This is a genomic window from Wolbachia endosymbiont of Bemisia tabaci (assembly GCF_003999585.1).
Taxonomy (GTDB): Bacteria; Pseudomonadota; Alphaproteobacteria; order Rickettsiales; family Anaplasmataceae; genus Wolbachia.
Genome location: NZ_CP016430.1, coordinates 618,301 through 637,689, shown reverse-complemented (window position 1 = coordinate 637,689; position 19,389 = coordinate 618,301). Strand labels below are relative to the sequence as shown.

The 19,389-nt window shown below is 34.0% G+C and carries 21 protein-coding genes, 1 tRNA gene and 4 pseudogenes; 14 read left to right on the top strand and 12 right to left on the bottom strand.

Annotated features, from left to right (window positions below; all coding sequences use genetic code 11):
- Positions 1-154 precede the first annotated feature (154 nt).
- Positions 155-889, top strand: coding sequence for a group II intron maturase-specific domain-containing protein (locus tag BBB02_RS03010; protein WP_245970066.1), 735 nt, complete (start codon positions 155-157; stop codon positions 887-889).
- Positions 890-1,259: 370 nt separating this feature from the next.
- On the opposite strand, the pseudogene BBB02_RS06825 reads toward BBB02_RS03010, so the two are convergent.
- Positions 1,260-1,673 (bottom strand): annotated as a pseudogene (locus tag BBB02_RS06825) (WD_0033/WD_0034 family tandem repeat-containing protein); the annotation flags it as partial.
- 79 nt (positions 1,674-1,752) lie between these two features.
- On the opposite strand from BBB02_RS06825, the gene BBB02_RS03000 reads away from it, so the two are divergent.
- From BBB02_RS03000 to BBB02_RS06400, 4 genes and pseudogenes are all read left to right on the top strand, one after another.
- Positions 1,753-2,772 (top strand): Mrp/NBP35 family ATP-binding protein, encoded by a 1,020-nt coding sequence (locus BBB02_RS03000; RefSeq protein WP_127463932.1) that lies wholly within the window; start codon positions 1,753-1,755, stop codon positions 2,770-2,772.
- A 148-nt stretch (positions 2,773-2,920) separates the two neighbouring features.
- A pseudogene (locus BBB02_RS06405) lies at positions 2,921-3,145 on the top strand (helix-turn-helix domain-containing protein); the annotation flags it as partial.
- A complete protein-coding gene (locus BBB02_RS02990) occupies positions 3,145-4,098 on the top strand; it encodes an Mrp/NBP35 family ATP-binding protein (RefSeq protein WP_127463931.1) in 954 nt (317 codons plus the stop codon). The pseudogene BBB02_RS06405 and the gene BBB02_RS02990, both read left to right, overlap by 1 nt.
- A gap of 148 nt (positions 4,099-4,246) precedes the next feature.
- Positions 4,247-4,471: pseudogene (locus tag BBB02_RS06400) on the top strand (helix-turn-helix domain-containing protein); the annotation flags it as partial.
- Between the two features lie 212 nt (positions 4,472-4,683).
- Here the strand turns inward: BBB02_RS06400 and BBB02_RS02980 are convergent.
- Both BBB02_RS02980 and BBB02_RS02975 read right to left on the bottom strand, forming a co-directional pair.
- On the bottom strand, positions 4,684-5,235 hold the full coding sequence (locus tag BBB02_RS02980; RefSeq protein ID WP_127464298.1) for a DNA-3-methyladenine glycosylase: 552 nt from the start codon (positions 5,233-5,235) through the stop codon (positions 4,684-4,686).
- 68 nt (positions 5,236-5,303) lie between these two features.
- Positions 5,304-6,281, bottom strand: coding sequence for a hypothetical protein (locus BBB02_RS02975; protein ID WP_127463930.1), 978 nt, complete (start codon positions 6,279-6,281; stop codon positions 5,304-5,306).
- 157 nt (positions 6,282-6,438) lie between these two features.
- Here BBB02_RS02975 and mraY point away from each other — a divergent pair, with 157 nt between their 5' ends.
- Together mraY and BBB02_RS02965 are read left to right on the top strand one after the other, a co-directional pair.
- Positions 6,439-7,419, top strand: a complete 981-nt coding sequence (mraY, locus tag BBB02_RS02970; protein WP_127463929.1) for a phospho-N-acetylmuramoyl-pentapeptide-transferase — start codon at positions 6,439-6,441, stop codon at positions 7,417-7,419.
- A 5-nt stretch (positions 7,420-7,424) separates the two neighbouring features.
- Positions 7,425-8,018: a ribonuclease HII gene (locus tag BBB02_RS02965; protein WP_127463928.1), complete on the top strand. Its 594-nt coding sequence runs from the start codon at positions 7,425-7,427 to the stop codon at positions 8,016-8,018.
- Between the two features lie 7 nt (positions 8,019-8,025).
- Here BBB02_RS02965 and virB9 read toward each other — a convergent pair whose 3' ends face one another.
- The 3 genes from virB9 to BBB02_RS02950 all read right to left on the bottom strand — a co-directional run bounded on the left by virB9 (position 8,026) and on the right by BBB02_RS02950 (position 9,962).
- Positions 8,026-8,811 (bottom strand): P-type conjugative transfer protein VirB9, encoded by a 786-nt coding sequence (gene virB9 / locus BBB02_RS02960; protein ID WP_127463927.1) that lies wholly within the window; start codon positions 8,809-8,811, stop codon positions 8,026-8,028.
- Positions 8,812-9,336: 525 nt separating this feature from the next.
- Positions 9,337-9,702, bottom strand: a complete 366-nt coding sequence (locus BBB02_RS02955; protein WP_127463926.1) for a histidine phosphotransferase family protein — start codon at positions 9,700-9,702, stop codon at positions 9,337-9,339.
- On the bottom strand, positions 9,687-9,962 hold the full coding sequence (locus BBB02_RS02950; protein WP_012481935.1) for a hypothetical protein: 276 nt from the start codon (positions 9,960-9,962) through the stop codon (positions 9,687-9,689). Before BBB02_RS02950 ends, BBB02_RS02955 begins: the two co-directional genes overlap by 16 nt.
- A 137-nt stretch (positions 9,963-10,099) precedes the next feature.
- Here BBB02_RS02950 and purM point away from each other — a divergent pair, with 137 nt between their 5' ends.
- The gene (purM, locus tag BBB02_RS02945) at positions 10,100-11,137 is read left to right on the top strand and encodes a phosphoribosylformylglycinamidine cyclo-ligase (protein ID WP_127463925.1); all 1,038 of its coding nucleotides are present in this window, start codon (positions 10,100-10,102) and stop codon (positions 11,135-11,137) included.
- Here purM and purC read toward each other — a convergent pair.
- Positions 11,134-11,856 (bottom strand): phosphoribosylaminoimidazolesuccinocarboxamide synthase, encoded by a 723-nt coding sequence (gene purC / locus BBB02_RS02940; protein ID WP_127463924.1) that lies wholly within the window; start codon positions 11,854-11,856, stop codon positions 11,134-11,136. The two genes, purM and purC, sit on opposite strands and share 4 nt — an antisense overlap.
- 74 nt (positions 11,857-11,930) lie before the next feature.
- Between purC and trmD the strand changes: the two genes are divergently transcribed.
- From trmD to BBB02_RS02915, 5 genes are all read left to right on the top strand, one after another.
- Positions 11,931-12,629, top strand: coding sequence for a tRNA (guanosine(37)-N1)-methyltransferase TrmD (gene trmD / locus BBB02_RS02935; protein ID WP_017531952.1), 699 nt, complete (start codon positions 11,931-11,933; stop codon positions 12,627-12,629).
- Positions 12,626-13,003 carry a 50S ribosomal protein L19 gene (gene rplS / locus BBB02_RS02930; RefSeq protein WP_007302278.1) on the top strand — a complete coding sequence of 126 codons (378 nt, stop codon included), beginning with the start codon at positions 12,626-12,628 and terminating at the stop codon, positions 13,001-13,003. The genes trmD and rplS overlap by 4 nt, the downstream gene beginning before the upstream one ends.
- A gap of 254 nt (positions 13,004-13,257) precedes the next feature.
- Positions 13,258-14,508, top strand: coding sequence for a phosphate ABC transporter permease PstA (pstA, locus tag BBB02_RS02925; RefSeq protein ID WP_108784326.1), 1,251 nt, complete (start codon positions 13,258-13,260; stop codon positions 14,506-14,508).
- Positions 14,505-15,302, top strand: coding sequence for a phosphoribosylformylglycinamidine synthase subunit PurQ (locus BBB02_RS02920; RefSeq protein WP_127463923.1), 798 nt, complete (start codon positions 14,505-14,507; stop codon positions 15,300-15,302). Before pstA ends, BBB02_RS02920 begins: the two co-directional genes overlap by 4 nt.
- Positions 15,303-15,692: 390 nt before the next feature.
- A complete protein-coding gene (locus tag BBB02_RS02915; protein WP_127463922.1) occupies positions 15,693-16,790 on the top strand; it encodes an ankyrin repeat domain-containing protein in 1,098 nt (365 codons plus the stop codon).
- A gap of 380 nt (positions 16,791-17,170) precedes the next feature.
- On the opposite strand, the gene pdxH is transcribed toward BBB02_RS02915, so the two are convergent.
- Genes pdxH through BBB02_RS06120 form a run of 3 tightly spaced genes read right to left on the bottom strand, consistent with a single transcriptional unit; the run spans position 17,171 to position 18,695 of the window.
- Positions 17,171-17,755: a pyridoxamine 5'-phosphate oxidase gene (gene pdxH, locus BBB02_RS02910; protein ID WP_127463921.1), complete on the bottom strand. Its 585-nt coding sequence runs from the start codon at positions 17,753-17,755 to the stop codon at positions 17,171-17,173.
- A 15-nt stretch (positions 17,756-17,770) separates the two neighbouring features.
- Positions 17,771-18,586, bottom strand: a complete 816-nt coding sequence (mutM, locus tag BBB02_RS02905) for a bifunctional DNA-formamidopyrimidine glycosylase/DNA-(apurinic or apyrimidinic site) lyase (RefSeq protein ID WP_127463920.1) — start codon at positions 18,584-18,586, stop codon at positions 17,771-17,773.
- On the bottom strand, positions 18,552-18,695 hold the full coding sequence (locus tag BBB02_RS06120; RefSeq protein WP_164741535.1) for a hypothetical protein: 144 nt from the start codon (positions 18,693-18,695) through the stop codon (positions 18,552-18,554). The genes mutM and BBB02_RS06120 overlap by 35 nt, the downstream gene beginning before the upstream one ends.
- Before the next feature lie 19 nt (positions 18,696-18,714).
- On the opposite strand from BBB02_RS06120, the gene BBB02_RS02900 reads away from it, so the two are divergent.
- Positions 18,715-18,787: transfer RNA gene (locus tag BBB02_RS02900), tRNA-Thr, on the top strand.
- A 166-nt stretch (positions 18,788-18,953) separates the two neighbouring features.
- Here the strand turns inward: BBB02_RS02900 and BBB02_RS02895 are convergent.
- Positions 18,954-19,265, bottom strand: a pseudogene (locus BBB02_RS02895) (DNA-formamidopyrimidine glycosylase family protein); the annotation flags it as partial.
- Positions 19,231-19,374: a hypothetical protein gene (locus BBB02_RS06115; protein ID WP_164741535.1), complete on the bottom strand. Its 144-nt coding sequence runs from the start codon at positions 19,372-19,374 to the stop codon at positions 19,231-19,233. The pseudogene BBB02_RS02895 and the gene BBB02_RS06115, both read right to left, overlap by 35 nt.
- Positions 19,375-19,389 lie beyond the last annotated feature (15 nt).

Here is a 19,389-nt window from a genome sequence, read left to right as displayed (position 1 = left end):
GAGATCATGGAAGACTAGCAAAGCAATTTCTAGGAAAAGTGAGAAAGAGGTCTCCAAATATTTTCTATCATTGGACACTTGGGTTAGGATCAAAGGGCTAAATAATGGGAGCTGTATAAACCGAGAGGTTTCCGTACAGTTCTGCGAGAGACTGGTGGGGAAGTTCCGCTGGTCTACTCTCCTTATTATTTCAGGTTTTACATGTGAACTACTGGAAAATGAAGTTAAGCCATTAGTATCATCTTTCCTTCATGAGAGAGGTTTAGCTCTGTCAGAAGAGAAGACAAAGATTACATTTATTACAACAGGGTTTGACTTTCTTGGTTGTAATGTACGTAGATATAATAAGAAGTTAATTATTAAACCTTCTAAAGAAAGTATTAAAAAACTTCTTAATAAAGCACGTACATTGATAAAAGCAAATATAGCAAACACTCAGGCTATAGTAATTAAGTCACTTAACTCTCTACTGAGAGGATGGGGAAATTACTATCACCATGTGTGTGCTAAAAAAGCGTTTAGAAAAATCGACAATGAAATTTGGCATAGTTTATGGAAATGGGCAAAGAAAAGACATCCTCGTAAAGGATTACGTTGGATAAAGAATCGTTACTTCAAAGTAATGGGTCAACGCCAATGGGTCTTTGCTGCACCCATATGCAAGAACAAACCAAAAGAGATACGGTATTTAAGACTGCTTAAGCTGATTGATATACCTATCAGACGACATGTTAAAATCAGAGCGGATGCAAATCCCCTTGACTTAAAATGGAAAAAGTATTTTGATGAGAGAGTGAAACGAACAAGAATGTTAGCAAGCTCTTTCTCAAGAGAAGGTTCTCTACTGTTGGTGTCACCATTAAGAATGATGTTTCCTGAGGAATCATGAAGGACAAGCCGGTTCTAGAAAAGAAGAACTTAGATAAGGGGCTCAAGCGTAGTGTGGGGAAACCTGCATGCTGCGTTTCTAAGGGAGGGGGTAGTAGTAATACTGCTTCCTTACCTGACATGTAGTTACAAAATTCCTTACTATTTTCATATATGGCAAAGCTAATTGTTGTTAAAATATGCGTCAGACCATCTGAAAGCTGTAAAATATTTTCAGCAATAAAAACGCCTTGCAGCATATCATTATTTTGAGCTTTTTCTAAAATAGAACTGATACATTCTTTATTACCTTCATATATAGAGAAACTGAGTAGTGTTAAAGCATACTCCATAGTATTGAAATACTGTACAATATTTCTAGTAGCAAGAATATCTTGTAGTATTCCACTGTCCTGGGCTTTTGTTAAAATATCATTAATATATCTTGGCTTATTGTAATGTATAGCAAAGCCAAGCGATGTTAAGGTGTACATCAGACTATCTTGATAGTTTATAATATTTTCAGTATTAATAATCTCTTGCAGTGTACCGTTATTTTGAGAATGTATTAAAATAGAATTAACGCATTCGTCATTACATTTGAATATGGCGAGGCTAAGTAGTGTTAAAGTGCGTTCCCCACCTCTTGGAAATCGTGTAGTATATCCAATTGTAAGAACTTTTAGTAAATCATTCTCTGAGGCTGCTTCTAAAATATTATTAATGCTCTTTCTATTCCATATGGCCCTTTTTAACTGAAAATATAAATTTCGTTGTGCTTGTGTTAAGTTGTTATCATTTAGCATATTCTTGTAACCTCGTTTTAAAGTCAGTGCAGTTTAATTATTCTATGTTAGTATACACCAATAGAAAAAATTTCATCATATGTTCTGGAAAAAATTTACACAGATTAATGAGGAAACCGTAAGAGAGAGCCTAAAAAAGGTTATAGAGAAGAAAAGTGGTAAGAATGTTGGTGTAGTATCCTCAATTACTATTAAAGGTAAAGATGTTGCTTTTGCTCTTGAAGTTACTGAGCCAAATGAAGAATTAAGAAAAAATTGTGAGCAAGCTGTTAAGGCGATACCGGGAGTAGGAAAGGTTACTGTAGTTGCTACTGGTCAAAAACAAGCTAGGCAACAAAAAGCTAAACTTCATATCGAAGGAGTGAAAAATATAATTGTCGTTGCTTCTGGTAAAGGAGGTGTGGGTAAGTCGACAGTTGCACTAAATCTAGCTCTTTCGTTAGCAGAATTAAAACATAAAGTTGCGCTAGTTGATGCAGATATATATGGTCCTTCGATTCCTAAAATGTTGGGCACTGAGAAATTAAAACCAGAAATACAGAGTGGTAAAGCAATGCCTATAGAGAAACATGGTCTCTATACTATTTCAATTGGCTATTTTATTGATAAGGACCGCGCAGTAATATGGCGTGGACCTATGATCACAAAAGCACTTTACAATTTGCTAATGGGAACAAGGTGGTCTGATATAGAATATTTAATCATTGATACACCGCCTGGCACTGGCGATGTACATTTAAGTCTGATGGAGAATTTTAGTTTAACTGGAGCAATAATAGTTTCAACTCCACAGGAGCTTGCTTTAGTCGATGCACAAAAAATTTATGATATGTTCACAAAGCTCAGCGTGCCAATTATCGGCATTGTGGAAAATATGAGCTATTTTGTTCAAGATAATTCAAAAATACACATATTTGGAAAAGGTGGTGCAAAAAAAATGTCTGAAGAGCTGGGAGTCAAACTCTTGAGCAGAATTCCTCTAGATCCGCAAATATGTAGTGCTTCTGATTGTGGAAATCCTTCAATACTAAGTAAGGATTTAGTAAGGATTTATGAAGGCATTGCTAAAGATATTAGGTCTTTTGTATGCAGTCTATAAAGTTTTTTAAACTACTTTTAAAATAGGTAGAATGTAATTTTAGGTGAATAAAATATTTCAAATGGCAGCAGCTACCTCGTATCTGAACAGACAATAGACTTCTTGGATAACTTAAGAAACAAGTAGTAGAAGCAATATTAGGAAAGGTATAAATTTTGAGCAGGTAAGTAAACTTGATGAAGAGAAGATTCGAAGACTAAGAGGAGTAAAAAGAAAAACATTAGAAAAATAATAGAAATTTTAATAGAGGAAGAGGCCAAGAAAAAGGCAAGAGGAGGAAAAGCAAATATATTTATTAATAGCACTCGAATATTTGTGTAAATACCGTACATATTTCCATATAGCGCAAAGCTATGGAATAAGTGAAAGTTCTTGAAGAAAAGTGGTAAGAATGTTGGTGTAGTATCCTCAATTACTATTAAAGGTAAAGATGTTGCTTTTGCTCTTGAAGTTACTGAGCCAAATGAAGAATTAAGAAAAAATTGTGAGCAAGCTGTTAAGGCGATACCGGGAGTAGGAAAGGTTACTGTAGTTGCTACTGGTCAAAAACAAGCTAGGCAACAAAAAGCTAAACTTCATATCGAAGGAGTGAAAAATATAATTGTCGTTGCTTCTGGTAAAGGAGGTGTGGGTAAGTCGACAGTTGCACTAAATCTAGCTCTTTCGTTAGCAGAATTAAAACATAAAGTTGCGCTAGTTGATGCAGATATATATGGTCCTTCGATTCCTAAAATGTTGGGCACTGAGAAATTAAAACCAGAAATACAGAGTGGTAAAGCAATGCCTATAGAGAAACATGGTCTCTATACTATTTCAATTGGCTATTTTATTGATAAGGACCGCGCAGTAATATGGCGTGGACCTATGATCACAAAAGCACTTTACAATTTGCTAATGGGAACAAGGTGGTCTGATATAGAATATTTAATCATTGATACACCGCCTGGCACTGGCGATGTACATTTAAGTCTGATGGAGAATTTTAGTTTAACTGGAGCAATAATAGTTTCAACTCCACAGGAGCTTGCTTTAGTCGATGCACAAAAAATTTATGATATGTTCACAAAGCTCAGCGTGCCAATTATCGGCATTGTGGAAAATATGAGCTATTTTGTTCAAGATAATTCAAAAATACACATATTTGGAAAAGGTGGTGCAAAAAAAATGTCTGAAGAGCTGGGAGTCAAACTCTTGAGCAGAATTCCTCTAGATCCGCAAATATGTAGTGCTTCTGATTGTGGAAATCCTTCAATACTAAGTAAGGATTTAGTAAGGATTTATGAAGGCATTGCTAAAGATATTAGGTCTTTTGTATGCAGTCTATAAAGTTTTTTAAACTACTTTTAAAATAGGTAGAATGTAATTTTAGGTGAATAAAATATTTCAAATGGCAGCAGCTACCTCGTATCTGAACAGACAATAGACTTCTTGGATAACTTAAGAAACAAGTAGTAGAAGCAATATTAGGAAAGGTATAAATTTTGAGCAGGTAAGTAAACTTGATGAAGAGAAGATTCGAAGACTAAGAGGAGTAAAAAGAAAAACATTAGAAAAATAATAGAAATTTTAATAGAGGAAGAGGCCAAGAAAAAGGCAAGAGGAGGAAAAGCAAATATATTTATTAATAGCACTCGAATATTTGTGTAAATACCGTACATATTTCCATATAGCGCAAAGCTATGGAATAAGTGAAAATTCTTACTAACGGCTGAATAGAAGATGCATTAATAAAACATCCAGATTTCAGGAAGATAAAGAGCTATTAAAGTTAAATAGGAGTATGCAAAAGTTTTATAAAAATGTTCAACTCCCCCATAGAAGATCAAAAAGTATCCTTAGGTTATCCAAGAAGTCTATTGTTGGTAAACATAAAAGGCCTATTTGCCTTTTTATCTAGGTTATATAGGAGGTCTAATATTTATTGTCGAGTGTGATTTTAGGCATTTCTGCTAAAACGCAACTTTTAAATCGCCAAAATTTCTCCTTGCCTTTACTAATTCCGATTCTTGGAGTGCACACATAATCTGGTTTGAGGTGATATTCATAGAGACAAAATTCATGACTTATAGTAAGGTCTTGTTTATTATGTTCTTTTGTAATGTTTAATTTTTTGCACAGTATGCCTGGCCCGCCTAAATTTGCTTCAAGCGGTTCAGTGAGCTTTAATCCTCGTATTAACACTGCTGCTGGGAATCCTTCTGCTTCTGTTACAATATTTAGACAATAGTACATTCCATATATAAAATATACGTACGAAAACCCTGGCGTACCAAACATTACTGAGGTTCGATTAGTATAGCCTCTTGCTGCATGACAAGCTGGGTCATTCATTCCTATATAGGCTTCAACTTCAGTTATTACTCCACTAAAGTTAGAAAATTTAAGAACTTTTCCCAATAACTCCCCAGCCACGATTAAAGTTGGTCGCTCATAAAAACTTCTTGGTAGTATCGCGTTGTTCATCATAGAAGTATAAGTTGCTTACATTTACAAGCAACTTATACTATTTTTGCTTTTTCTTATTTATTTAGTCAAAAAGAGGATCTCTGAGAAGTAGAAGTTGGTGTTGTCACACCTGTTACACATGTTGAAGGTTGCTGCGAAACTGTGATTGATTCAGAGCTCTTTTGTTGCAGCTGCGATGCTAACGCTTCATATAAAGATTTTGGCTCACGTCTCTTACCTATTTTGACTTCTTTATTTGCACGCAACTGCTCTGCAGTAACACCATTGTGTTCAAGAAGAGTTACACCTTTCTTACCGTCAATGTTAACTTTAATTTTGCATTCTTTTCCATCAACATACCACTTTAAAGTCATTTCGTATAACCCACTAATTATTTCATAAACTCTTTCCTCATTATCACTATCATTATTAATATAGCAACATGCCCCTCTCTTTTTTTCTTGATTAGGATGACAAAATGTAATTGTTCTTACACCATACTCTTTACATATACTACCGCCTAGAAGTTTAGCTATATCTACTCCTTCTTTATTGGCATGTAGCACAACTCTCACAGTAGGATAAACAATATTCTCTTCCCTTTTGCCTTCTTTTATCATTATGGACTCTATGGTATATACCTTCGATATCTCTGCCTTAATTTGGTCAGCAATCTTGCCTACAATCTCTTTACCATGATAGTGAGATTCTCCTTTCTTCGGAGAAAAAGGTTCTTTGTTTGTAGTATTAGTGTCTGGATCATTCTGTAACTCAAAGAATTTATCCCATTCTTCATCACTGTCTAATTTGATATATTCACGCTTGTTCTTGCCTGATGCTGCATTCTGAATACTAGACGATCCTTCTGTTACAGTTGTACCAGAGCTATTGCCTTTACCTTTTAGAAGAACAAGATGCTCTTCTGACCTTTCTTCCTTACTCAACTTTGAAGCTGCATCACCAAAAGAAGGTTTCTCTACTATATGCGTGTGAGAATTTTTAACTCTACTCTCATTATCAGGTACTGTAGTAGCCCACAAAAGCTTTTTAATATGATCTAACATATGCCACCTCTTACCATTAACTAAATATCAGTATGCAAACTTTGCTATAACTAATCAATAACTAAATTTACTCCAAATAAAATGAGCTGATAAAAAGGTATAAATTGAGATTAGGTAAAGCTTTTGGTATAATGTCTAGTTAATTTTGGATAGGCAGGTGATCTTAGCTACAAAGACGTTTTTTATCTCATTTATTTTTGGGTTTATTCTCTTTCCCTATTTTATAAAACTTCTAAAAAAGATAAGTAAAGATGGACAACCAATCAGATCATATGGACCAGAAAGTCATTTAGTAACAAAAAAGAATATACCACCTATGGGTGGAATAATAATACTAACTTCTGCTTTATTACCAATCTTGTTTTGGACTCAATTAACACCAGAAATTTCATTGCTGGTATTTATAACCCTATTTTTTGCTCTACTTGGATTTATTGATGACTATTTAAAATTGAAGACAAATCACCACCGAGGTTTAAGTGCAAAAACCAAAATACTCATTCAGCTTGTCGTTGCTTTGGCTTGTATGTTTATACTTAAGCTACAATCTGCTGAAGGTTTTACAGAAATTTTTCTATTTAGAGAAGTAGCAATCGACTTAGGCTATCTATATATTCCATTTACTGCATTTGTGATTGTCGGCTCTGCTAATGCTGTGAACCTCACAGATGGTTTGGATGGCCTTGCTGCAACTCAAGCCATTACTTCCTTTGCTTCTTTGGGGCTAGTTGCATACATCACTCAGACAGATGTAAACATTACTTTATTCTGCATTGCATTTATAGGAGCTATTTTAAGTTTCTTGTGGTTTAACACACATCCAGCAAAAATATTTATGGGTGATGTTGGAAGCCTATCAATCGGTGCAGCTTTAGGACTCACTAGTGTTCTAATTAAAAAAGAAATGCTTTTTGCCGTTATTGGAATAATCTTTGTAATAGAGACTTTATCTGTGATTATTCAGGTATCATATTTTAAATATACAAAATTTAGATATGGAGTAGGAAGAAGAATTTTCCTTATGACACCAATACATCATCACTTTGAAAAGAAAGGGTGGTTAGAAAATACAATAGTTATAAAATTTTGGATAATTTCTATCATTTGTTCGATTTTTGCTTTAACTTTCTTATTATAGGAATTATGAAATATCCAGATTTCACATTAGAAAATACATTATCAGGAATTATAGCAGGAGTAGATGAAGTTGGAAGAGGTCCACTTGCTGGTCCAGTGGTATCTGCAGCTGTAATATTTACTAATAGAGATAAGATTATTGATGGAATAAACGACTCAAAAAAGCTAACCCCTAAGTGTAGGCAAGTTCTATACGAAAAAATAACGTCTGTTGCAAAATTTGGTATAGGAATGGCAAGTGTAGAGGAGATAGACTCATACAATATCTTGCAAGCAACAAAGCTTTCAATGAAACGTGCGTTGGCAAACTTGAATCTAGAACTAGATTATGTGCTAGTTGATGGTAATCAACCACCTGAAGTAAAATGGCAAGTAAAATCTATAGTGAATGGTGATAGCTTAAGTATATCAATCGCAGCTGCTTCAATCGTTGCAAAAGTTACAAGAGATCGGCTTATGGAAGAATTGCATAATAAACATCCTCAATATAATTGGTATAAAAATAAGGGATATGGAACAAAAGAACACCTCAGCGCTATTGGCCTTCATGGAATTACGAAGCACCATAGAAAGAATTTTGCACCTATAAGAATACCATAGCCTTTAATCACTTACCTTTTTTGAAAGGTATGTTTTCATTAAACAGGCAGACTGTGCTTGATCCGTTTCTTAAGGTAAATACCGAGCTTACTCTTTCAATTATCAGGTAGTCATCAACTGTACGAAAATTTATCAAGGATTCATATCCTGCAGAATCAACCATAAAAACTGCCGGGAAATCAGAGCTTATTTTATTAAATTGTAGATATGTAAATTTTCCGTCATCAAAAACCTTAATTGGTATTATTGATTGACTGCCTTTAACGTGCGAGATGGAATAGTTAAAATTCAAGCCTTTCTTTATAACCTCAATATCACTTATATCAGGGATAGTGGTATGAATAGCTTGCTCTAGAATATCACCGTTACTCGTTGAATAAATTTCATCACTGTTGAACAGTGGATAAAGAAACCTTACTTCATATGCTAACCTTGGATCATCTAGCCCGTTTGCTTCTTCAGCATGAAATTCGAAATAATAAACTCTTTTATTGGTAATTATAGTTGCATTAGTATCGGCAATATCATCTATAGGCTTAATAAATAATCTATTACCTTGAGGAAGGAGTTGCCAACCGGTTGCATCACCCATTGAAAGACTCTCTATTACCTCCCCTGGCTCAAACAATATGCTGGATTGATAACCATAAAAGCCCGTGTACTTATGTATAGCCTGTGGATTATAATTCATTACCTTTATGTGGTTATCACCAGCTATTGGTCTTGGTTCCTGTTTTGCAAGTGCATAACCACCACAAAAAAATAATAGTGCAACAAAGAGTACCCTAATCATAGTATCAAAATAAACTGATCTTCATTTTATCATTGATAGACATGCACTGCAACTGTTAAGCTATCCTAGTAGTAAGCGACAGAAAATGCAAGCTTCATAATAATAGGAAAAAATTCTTTAAACATTATTTTCATATATGTTAAAATGAGTTGTGAGGTAAATTAGGGAGTGTTAAATAAACCATACGCGTCAAGTTAAGGAAAAGTGGTATAAGGAAGAAAGGAAACGAAAAAAAACTATTTTATATATTAAGTAATAAAGTTATTAATTTATAGATTCTTCTGAAAAAATTATCTTCTTCTAGATAAGAACTCCCTAAAAAAATAAATGTAATAAATAAAATGCCCATCTCAAATGTTGCTATATTTCACGATATTTCCTTAACTTGACGCGTATGGTTTATTTAATACTTCCTGCAAATTAACTACAGATTTTATGTCTAAGTTACTCCACAAAATTTTTCCTTTCCTTATCCAAGATTCAAATTTATAGTATCGATTCCCTTTTATGAAATATGAAGCCATCTCAAGTTATAGTTAAGCCTATATTCAGTGAATTACTTTCACAAGTGCAATTGATTTTAGTGTTATACTGTTCTAACAGTAAAGAAGTCATATAGATAATAATGTCTTTTGTATCCAAACGAATATCATTTTTTTTTGTTAATTTGCTCACTAATAATGTACTTATTGATTTATGTTCATTTACTACTTTTATAGTGAGTAGTGTTTTATCTTCTGTTTTAGTCAGTAAAATAGACACTAATTCAATTTGTGCCACTGCACTGATTATAGTTATCACCATATTGGAAATTATCTTATTTATTTTTTCAATTAAGTTTTCTGTAGGACATTTACTTACTCTCCACTGAAGCTTTACTTTTTTTTTAATAAATAATTTTCTATATTGGATTTAGTCTTAACAAAGCTGCAATTATCTGATGAATGAGAATACGCTTGCTTCATAACTTTATATTTATATATTAAATCATCGGAGCTTTCTTTAAGCAATGACAATGCTTCGTTTTGCATATTAGGGTTGTTTTCTTCAAGCTCTTCCAATCCACCTACTATTCCTTGCATAGAACTAGCAAAATCATGAAGAATTCGTCCTGATAGACACTCTGTTATTAACATTATGTTTTTATTCATTGGATAAAAGTATAAATGATTTAAGTTAACCCTATATTGGTAGGCACGTAGTAGTCAATTTAAGAGAAAGTTTCGTTGCGTTTTTTGTGTCAAAGCATTAATGTAGTGTTAATAATTATAAGATTTATGAAGGCGCTATGAATACTTATGCTAAATCTGGAATAGACCTTAAACTATATAATGAACTAATAAAAAAAGTTAAACCTATTATTGAAAAGACTAAAGGAGAAGAAGTAATTAGTGAAGTAGGATCATTTTCCGCATTGTTTGACTTTTCTTCGCTGAGTAAGAAATACGACCATCCAGTACTTGTTTCCTCAACTGATGGAGTGGGCACAAAACTATTAATAGCTCAAGGGATGAATAAGCATGATACTATAGGTATAGACTTAGTTGCAATGTGTGTAAATGATTTACTTGCACAAGGAGCAACACCTTTATTTTTCCTTGATTACTTTGCAACAGGCGTTTTAAACAAAAACGTTTTATTGTCTGTAATCCAGGGCATTGCAGAAGGGTGCAAGGAATCTAAAATAGCATTAGTTGGTGGAGAAACTGCAGAAATGCCTGGAATGTATGGTAACAATCACTATGACCTTGCAGGGTTTGTGGTTGGTGTTGTTGATCGAAAGCAAATTCTTCCAAATTGTAGTATAATGAAAGCAGGTGACTGTGTAGTTGGTTTAGAATCAAATGGAATTCACTCAAATGGATTTTCTTTGGTGCGCCATATTTTTAAAAGCTTAGGTATAAATTATAATGATATATCTCCATGGAATAATAAATCTTGGGGTGAAATATTACTTAAGCCAACAAAGATATATGTTGATTCTTTGTTGCCTATTATGCCAAAGGTAAAAGGCATTGCGCATATAACAGGTGGCGGGTTAATAGACAATATTCCAAGAATTCTCTCAGGAAATTTATTTGTAGACATAAATATTAATTCTTGGAAATGGCCAGATATATTTTTATGGCTGAAAGAAGAAGGCAAAATAGAAAAGAGAGAAATGTTAAAAACATTTAACTGCGGCATAGGTATAGTACTGATTGTAGATCCCGATAATATGAAGGATGTGGAAAGCCATTTCCAAAAGCGTGGAGAAAAAATTGAGATTATTGGAAAACTTGATGAGGCATGTAACCCTCCACTTGATAGAGTAGTATTTAGTTAGTCTAACTTTACTGACAGTCTTTTTGCAACTTCTGAGTATGCTTCCTTTAAGTTTCCTAGATTTAAACGGAAAACATCTTTGTCTAGCTTTTTATGCGTATTTTTATCCCATAGCCTACAATTATCAGGGCTGATTTCATCGGCTAAAATGATTTTAGTGCTGTTGTTTATCAATTTGCCAAATTCTAACTTGAGATCAACTAAATATATATTTGCATTTGAAAATAGGTCAACTAAGATTTTGTTGATCTTTAAAGTTGTAGTTTTAACTTCTTCCATTTCTTTATGGGATAACCAACCAAAATATAGTATGTGATTTTCATTTACCATTGGGTCGGCTAGGTCATCATTTTTGTAAAAAAACTCGATTATAGGAGATGTAAGTGCCTCACCTTCTTTGATATTAAAACGTTTGCAAAAGCTGCCAGCTGCAATATTTCTAACCACTACCTCAAGAGGTATTATCTTGAGTTTTTTGACTAGCTGTTCTCTTTCGTTTAGAGTGTTTATAAAGTGCGTGCTAATTCCTGCTTTCTCAAGCTTTTCCATGATAAAAGCACTAACATGATTATTAATTATTCCTTTGCCCTCAATAATTTCATATTTTTCCTTATTGAATGCTGTAACATCATCTTTAAAGTACTGTATAACAGTTGATGAGTCTTCAGTTTCAATAATGACTTTGGCTTTACCTTCGTATATCGTTTTATTCAGTGACATATTTAATTTAACTATGTATCATATCAATTTACTGTTCTTAGAGTATAGCCTCAAATAACTTAAAATAAACCTTAATGGCGTTCAATGTTACAATATTAACCATATTTCCAGAAATGTTCCCCGGATTTTTGAACTATTCTCTTGCTGGAAGAGCGTTGGAAAAAAAAATATGGAATCTTGAAATAGTAAATATTCGTTCTTTTGCTAAAGATAAACATTCAACTATAGATGATGTTCCATATGGAGGTGGAGCAGGGATGGTTATGCGCCCAGATGTGATTGGTAATGCAGTTGATAATGTGCTTTCTGCTCATAAAAATACTAGATTTATTTATATGACTCCATCTGGTACAAAATTTAATCAGAGAATTGCAAAGGAGTTAACAGAAATTCCTCATGTAACAATATTGTGTGGTCGATTTGAAGGTGTTGACCAAAGAGTAATTGATGTGTATACTCCTTATGAGTTAAGTATTGGAGATTATATACTTTCGGGAGGTGAGCCAGCTGCGATGGTGGTTCTTGATGCATGTATTAGGCTTCTTCCAGGTGTAGTAAATAATTTCGATAGCGTTGCTGAAGAAAGTTTTAGTTATAGTGGCGGTATGCTTGAATATCCTCAATATACTAGGCCTGAGCAGTGGAGTAGGTATAAAGTTCCTGAGGTTCTGTTGTCTGGCAATCACAGAAAAATAAGTGATTGGAAAAGGGAACAGTCATATGTTAGAACAAAGGAACGTCGACCTGAATTGTTGAATGGAGATGATAAATGACAAACTTGCTTGAAAAATTTAACGAACAACAAATACAAAGATTAGCCAAAGAGATGCCAGCTTTTTGTCCTGGCGATGATTTGAAGGTCACTTTTAAGGTAGTTGATAGTACGGGTGAGCGTATACAGATATTTGAGGGCGTATGTATATCAAAAAGAAATCGTGGACTACACTCTTCTTTTTCAGTTAGAAAGGTAAGTCATGGAGAAAGTATAGTATCACAATTTTTTGTTTACTCTCCTGCATTAATTTCAGTACAAGTGATGAGAAAGGGAAAGGTACGTAGAGCAAAATTATATTATCTGTGCAAGCTATTTGGGAAAGCTGCAAGAATCAAAGAACGTACTACTTATGTTAAAAAAAAATCTAAGTAGATAAAATAGGGAGTGATGTCAATTGTATCATCTCAAAACTCTCTCTTATTATCCCAGTGTGTGACGCACAACTGTACGTTTGCCTCCCGCTGTGGTGTCATCCCAATTTTTTACACTGGGATCCAGATTCTCCTTTTGGTTTGTGCTTTCATGAGAAATATAAAAATTACTTGCAGGCAAAGCCTGCAAGATCTCAGTGTCAAGCACTGGAAAAAGGGGAAAGTTTTTTCAAATCCTCATATAAAGAAAAGTAAATGAGTATAAAGAAAAACTTTCTTAAGTTACTTCAATCTAAGCGCGTACATGCTCGTGTAAAAAGAAAAAATAAAAAGAACAACATTTTATGCTTTTGCTCTTTTACAGCACTGATTGTCTCAATTGGGTGTCCTATATGTATATTACTAAGTATACTAGTTAACTCTTATAGTGCTTTAACAGTAACGAAAATTTTATTGCCAGTTGGAATAAATGCTGATCTTATTTTAACTAATAATCCTGGTGATTTACGATATAAGTCCATTAGCCTACTCAATAACTCTTTACATAAAGTGTTTGAAGGAATTGACTTTAAAGACAGTGAAGAAATTTTAAGTCGTAACTCCTACAAGGAGCTAGAAAGTTTTTTTCTTAAGAGAGTAAAAAATAGTGGTGAATATGAGATTTGGTTTACCGCATCGAGTGTGATCAATTCACTATATAAAAATAAATGTTTGAATGGTCGTTATGCTAAATTACTTGATTGGTTAAAAGAGAAGGGAAGAGTAAGAAAATTTTTTAATAAGTCTCTGTTTCTTAAGTCTGATTCTCGTGAGCCTGAGAATGCAGGTATTTTAGGGGCATTTATCGGTTCATTAATGACAATTATAGTATGCTTAGCGTTGGCATTGCCAATAGGAATTATGTCAGGTATCTGTCTTTATGAATTTATGCCTAGAAATAGGCTAATAACCAGTATTGTAGAAATTAGCATGAATAACCTTGCTGCAGTGCCTTCGATAATATTTGGTGTGGTAGGACTGACTCTCTACTTGGGCATATTTGGTTTACCCCGTTCTTCACCACTTGTTGGCGGGATGACTCTTTCATTTATGATGCTGCCTAATATTATTATTGCGACAAAAAATGCCTTTACAAATGTTCCTATTGCAATAAAAGATGCAGCGTTTGCTCTTGGAGCGCCTCACATCAAAGTAATATTAGACCACTCTTTACCGATTGCGTTACCAAGGATAATACATGGTGCTGTGCTTGCAATTGCAAGGATTTTAGGCGAATCTTCCCCTTTACTTATGATAGGCATGGTAGCATTTATTGCTGATACACCTACATCCTTCTTCGATCCGGCAACTGTTTTACCTGTACAAATATACATATGGTCAAGTAGTCCTGAAATTGCATTTATTGAGCTTGCTGCCATTGCAATTATAGCTTTATTGTTAATGCTATTTGCTTTGAATTTAATAGCAAATTTTGTAAAAAGAAAGTTCGAGTTTTTTGATTCATGAAAATTACAATCCTATCTGGTTATGGCTTAAATTGCGAAAAAGAAACTGCATTTGCATTTATGGAATGCAGCAGAAAGCTTGGTATTAATAATATTGAAGTAAAAATCGTTCACATTAATGATATTATAGATAATCCAAGTGAACTGAAATTAAGCAATATACTTGCAATTCCAGGAGGTTTTTCCTATGGTGATGATACTGGTGCTGGTAATGCATTTGCTTTACGTATAAAAAACAACTTGTTAGACGAATTTCAAAATTTCTTATCTCAGGATAAGCTTATTATAGGGATATGCAATGGTTGCCAGATATTAGTAAAATTAGTTCCAGAATTCTCTAATCTAGCTTTAACCTCTAATGATATAGGCAATTATCGATGCCGTTGGATTAGAGTGAGAGTTAATCCGCAGAGTAGTTCTGTTTGGCTACGGGGCCTGAGTGAGCTATATCTTCCTGTTGCTCATGGAGAAGGCAGGTTTTTTATGGATCAAGATATTTTAAATCAATTGATTGAAAATAATTACGTTGCACTGCGTTACGTTGATGAAAATGGTGACTATGCAAATTTACAATTTCCTTACAATCCAAACGGATCTATATACGACCTGGCAGCTTTGTCAGACAAAAGTGGTAGAGTTTTAGCTTTAATGCCTCACCCAGAGAGAGGAATATTTTTTACTCAGCAGGACAACTGGCCTCTTAAAAAAGAAAAATGTAAACGTTCAGGAGTGGCTATGCCAAAATATGGTGATGGAATGCTCATATTTGAGAATGCACTAAAATATTTTGCGTAAGTATTACAATACGTTACATACAACAAGTTTTTAAGCCATAAAAAGTTACTTTCCTTGTTATGACAATAAATCCTTATTTTTGGGTTCAATGACAAAATTCATTCAGAGTATTTATCGGCGAAATTGTAGCGGTTTTTTAAATTTTTCTACATGCAGCCAAAACGTGTTTGTGAGCACATTAAATTATTAAAACTCACTACCAAGGGGTTCTTTTGCCTTTTTTCCATTTGGTAAATTTCTTGATATTTATAGCTAAAAAATACCTGATTCAGAAATTTTAATAAGCTAGTGAATACAGCAAGCGTAAAAAAAATTCAATGGATAAATACACTTGCTTGAGTATTCATTATTCTGATATAGTATGCTCTTGTATATATAGAGAGGGTAAACATGTTCAGTATAGATCAATGGCTTTTAGATGAGAGTATTCCATTACATACAGCTGCTTTTCGCGGTGAAATAAGCAAAGTTAGGTCATTACTTAATGCAAAAATTGATATCAATATCAAGGATAGAGCTGAATTTACAGCCTTACATAAAGCTGCTTATTCAGGGCAGTTAGACGTAGTAAAGTTACTAATAAGTAAAGGGGCTGATGTTCATGCAAGAACTATTGAAGGCAATACACCTTTACACTCTGCTATTATGAGTGAAAACAAAACTACAGTAAACGCTATAGTAGAGGAGTTGATTAAAGCAGGAGCTGATCCTGACATAAAAGACTATACTGATGGTAAAATACCTTTACATATTGCTGCTCAAAATGGACTTGTAGAAGTTGTAAAGGTGTTACTTGATACTCAAAAAATTGAGGTTGATGCTAAAGACAATACATTTGGTACAACAGCTCTACAAATAGCCGCACAGAATGGACATACTGAAGTAGTTGAATTATTAATTAATACAAGAAAGGTTGATGTTAATACAGCAAACAAAGATAATTTCACACCCTTGTATTTAGCTGCTCAGAATGGACATAAAGCAGTAGTTAAGTGGCTTCTTAGTAACGGCGCTAAAGTCAATGGCTGTAGTACTGATAGGGATCCCTTGAGTGTAGCTGTTAACAATGGCCATAAAGAGATAGTTGAGTTATTACTTAGTGCAGAAGGAGTGAATGTCAACATTGGCAATAGGTTTGGTAATACACCTTTACATGTAGCAGCTATAAAAGGCCATGAAGAAATAGCAAGATTATTGCTAAAAAAAGGTGCTGATACTAATATTAAAAACCATTCAGGAGATACTCCTTTACAAGCAACTGCTAAGAGCAATAAAAATAGTGGCTGGTATAATGATAGCCCAAATCTACAAGCATTCCAGACATTCCTTGGGTTAACTGATCCGGATGCATTACGTTCATTTCAGCAATTTCTTGGGCAAAGAAAAGTTATGGAGCTTTTGGTAAAACATATGAAAGACACCAGACCTAGCTCATCAGTAGATGAAGTTGACTTATCAAAAATTAATATATCCGGACCTAGCAAGTGATGTATATTAGTTAAGAGAGAGGCACTTACACAGTAGAGCTTTCCATACGTATCTGTTCAAGCAGAGTGGAAAAATAAGATAGACGAGAAAAGACAATTATAGGAATGAATAGTGTCATGAAAGTAGATGATACTAAAAAGGCTACTTGAATAACAAACTAGAAAGGAATGGGTGTAATGCCAGTGCCCAGACACTGGCATCCAGTTAAATTTACGGAGTATAATGGGTTCCAGGTCAACTACTTGAATGACAACGTCTTGATACATGATCAGAATTCCTAGATCCCAGTGTCAAGCACTGGGATGACATTATGGAAACTGAGATGACAAAAAAGGAAGCACTGGTTTCATATGCATCTGAACAGATGCTATTTTTTACAATTAAGGATATAACTGCTCTATTTTCCAATTGCTTTTCTCAACAAGAGTATATCTAAATCTAGTGTGTTTCCTATATTCACCTTCTTGCCAAAATTCAATTACTTTTGGGATTACACAAAATCCCACCCAAAAGTCAGGACGAGAAACTTGTGTATTGTGGAATTCTTTCTCCTTCAATTTTATAGCTTGCTCAAAATCTTGCCAATTTTTCAGAACACTCGATTGTTTTGAGCACCACGCGCTAATTTGACTATCACGTGCTCGAGAGGAGAAATATTCGTCAGCCTTTTTGCCGCTTAGAAGCCTAACTTCTCCTTCAATTCGTACTTGTCTAGAAAATTCTGTCCAATGAAATACGAGTGCAGCCTTGGGGTTCTCAGTCAATTCTCTTCCTTTTCTACTGTTTACGTTAGTAAAGAACACAAAACCTTCTTTACTATATTCCTTTAGTAATACCACTCTTGCAGATGGAATGCAGTCTTTGCTACACGTTGCTAGTGTCATTGCAGTTGACGGAGAATCAAGTACTTCTTGATACCACTTTGAAAACAAATCAAAAGGATCTTTTTCAGGTAAGAGTGTCATATGCAAAAATAAAATTTAATTCTGACATGCATTGCAAAAATAAGTGCTACGACCATTTTGTCGTATAAGTGTTATGATATTGTTACAGATTATGCAAGGCTTTTGCACTTTACCATATACGTAAAAGTTATTTTGAAAGTATCCAGCGGATCCAGATGGCTGTGCATAATCTTTCAGTGTTGAACCGCCAGCAGCAATTGCATCACTCAGAGTATTTTTTATTTCGATAGCAAGTTTTTCGCACTCTATATATGTTAAATCTTGTGCTAGCCTAAGTGGTGATATGCGAGCTCTAAATAAGCTCTCAGAAGCATATATGTTACCTACGCCAACTATTAGCTTATTATTCATTAATACTGATTTGATATTTGCTTTTCTGTTCTTTAGCAACTTCTGTAAATAGTCCCCGTTAAATTCATTCGTGAGGGGTTCTATTCCTAGGTTATTAAAAAAATTTAGTTCTTGCTCTCTGTTTAAAACAATCACTAATCCAAACCTTCTTGGGTCATTAAAGATTAGTGAAGTGTTGTCAGAAAATAAGAATATCACATGATCATGTTTGTTCTGTGCTTGATTGTCTTCAGCATATATAAGCTTTCCGCTCATGCCAAGATGTATGATGACAGCCATACTACCATCTATATTCGAGATTATATATTTACCTCTACGCTTGATATCATTTATAACTTTGCCCTTTAGCAAATCATCAATATTCTTCGTTATTGGTACACGCAAATTCCAATTATTGACTGTAACATTACTTATTTTCTTATTTTTGATTTTATCAAATAAGAAGTTAGAGATTACTTCCACTTCTGGGAGTTCTGGCATCTTGTCTACTCTGTTGCTGTTTTTTTCTTTTTAGAATATTTTGCTTTAAAGCTTTTGCCAATCTTTTTCTCTCTTCTTCTTTTTCCTTATTTTTTTTTATGTTATTCATTATCATAATACGTGAACTTGCCGTTGTAGCTCAGGTGGTAGAGTACGTCATTGGTAATGACGAGGTCCCAAGTTCGAGTCTTGGTAACGGCACACTGAATTGTACTCATGTTGTTGTATGTATTCAACGTTTATGATTGTGAGACATTGAAGCTGCCTGTATCTATTATAAAGTAATTAGTGAGGTCTAAAATAGGAAAACAAATGGTAGAAAATGTAATTGTAGATTTATCGCACTGGAAGCAGGATATAGATTTTAAGAAGTGTTGTCAGAAAATAAGAATATCACATGATCATGTTTGTTCTGTGCTTGATTGTCTTCAGCATATATAAGCTTTCCGCTCATGCCAAGATGTATGATGACAGCCATACTACCATCTATATTCGAGATTATATATTTACCTCTACGCTTGATATCATTTATAACTTTGCCCTTTAGCAAATCATCAATATTCTTCGTTATTGGTACACGCAAATTCCAATTATTGACTGTAACATTACTTATTTTCTTATTTTTGATTTTATCAAATAAGAAGTTAGAGATTACTTCCACTTCTGGGAGTTCTGGCATCTTGTCTACTCTGTTGCTGTTTTTTTCTTTTTAGAATATTTTGCTTTAAAGCTTTTGCCAATCTTTTTCTCTCTTCTTCTTTTTCCTTATTTTTTTTTATGTTATTCATTATCATAATACGTGA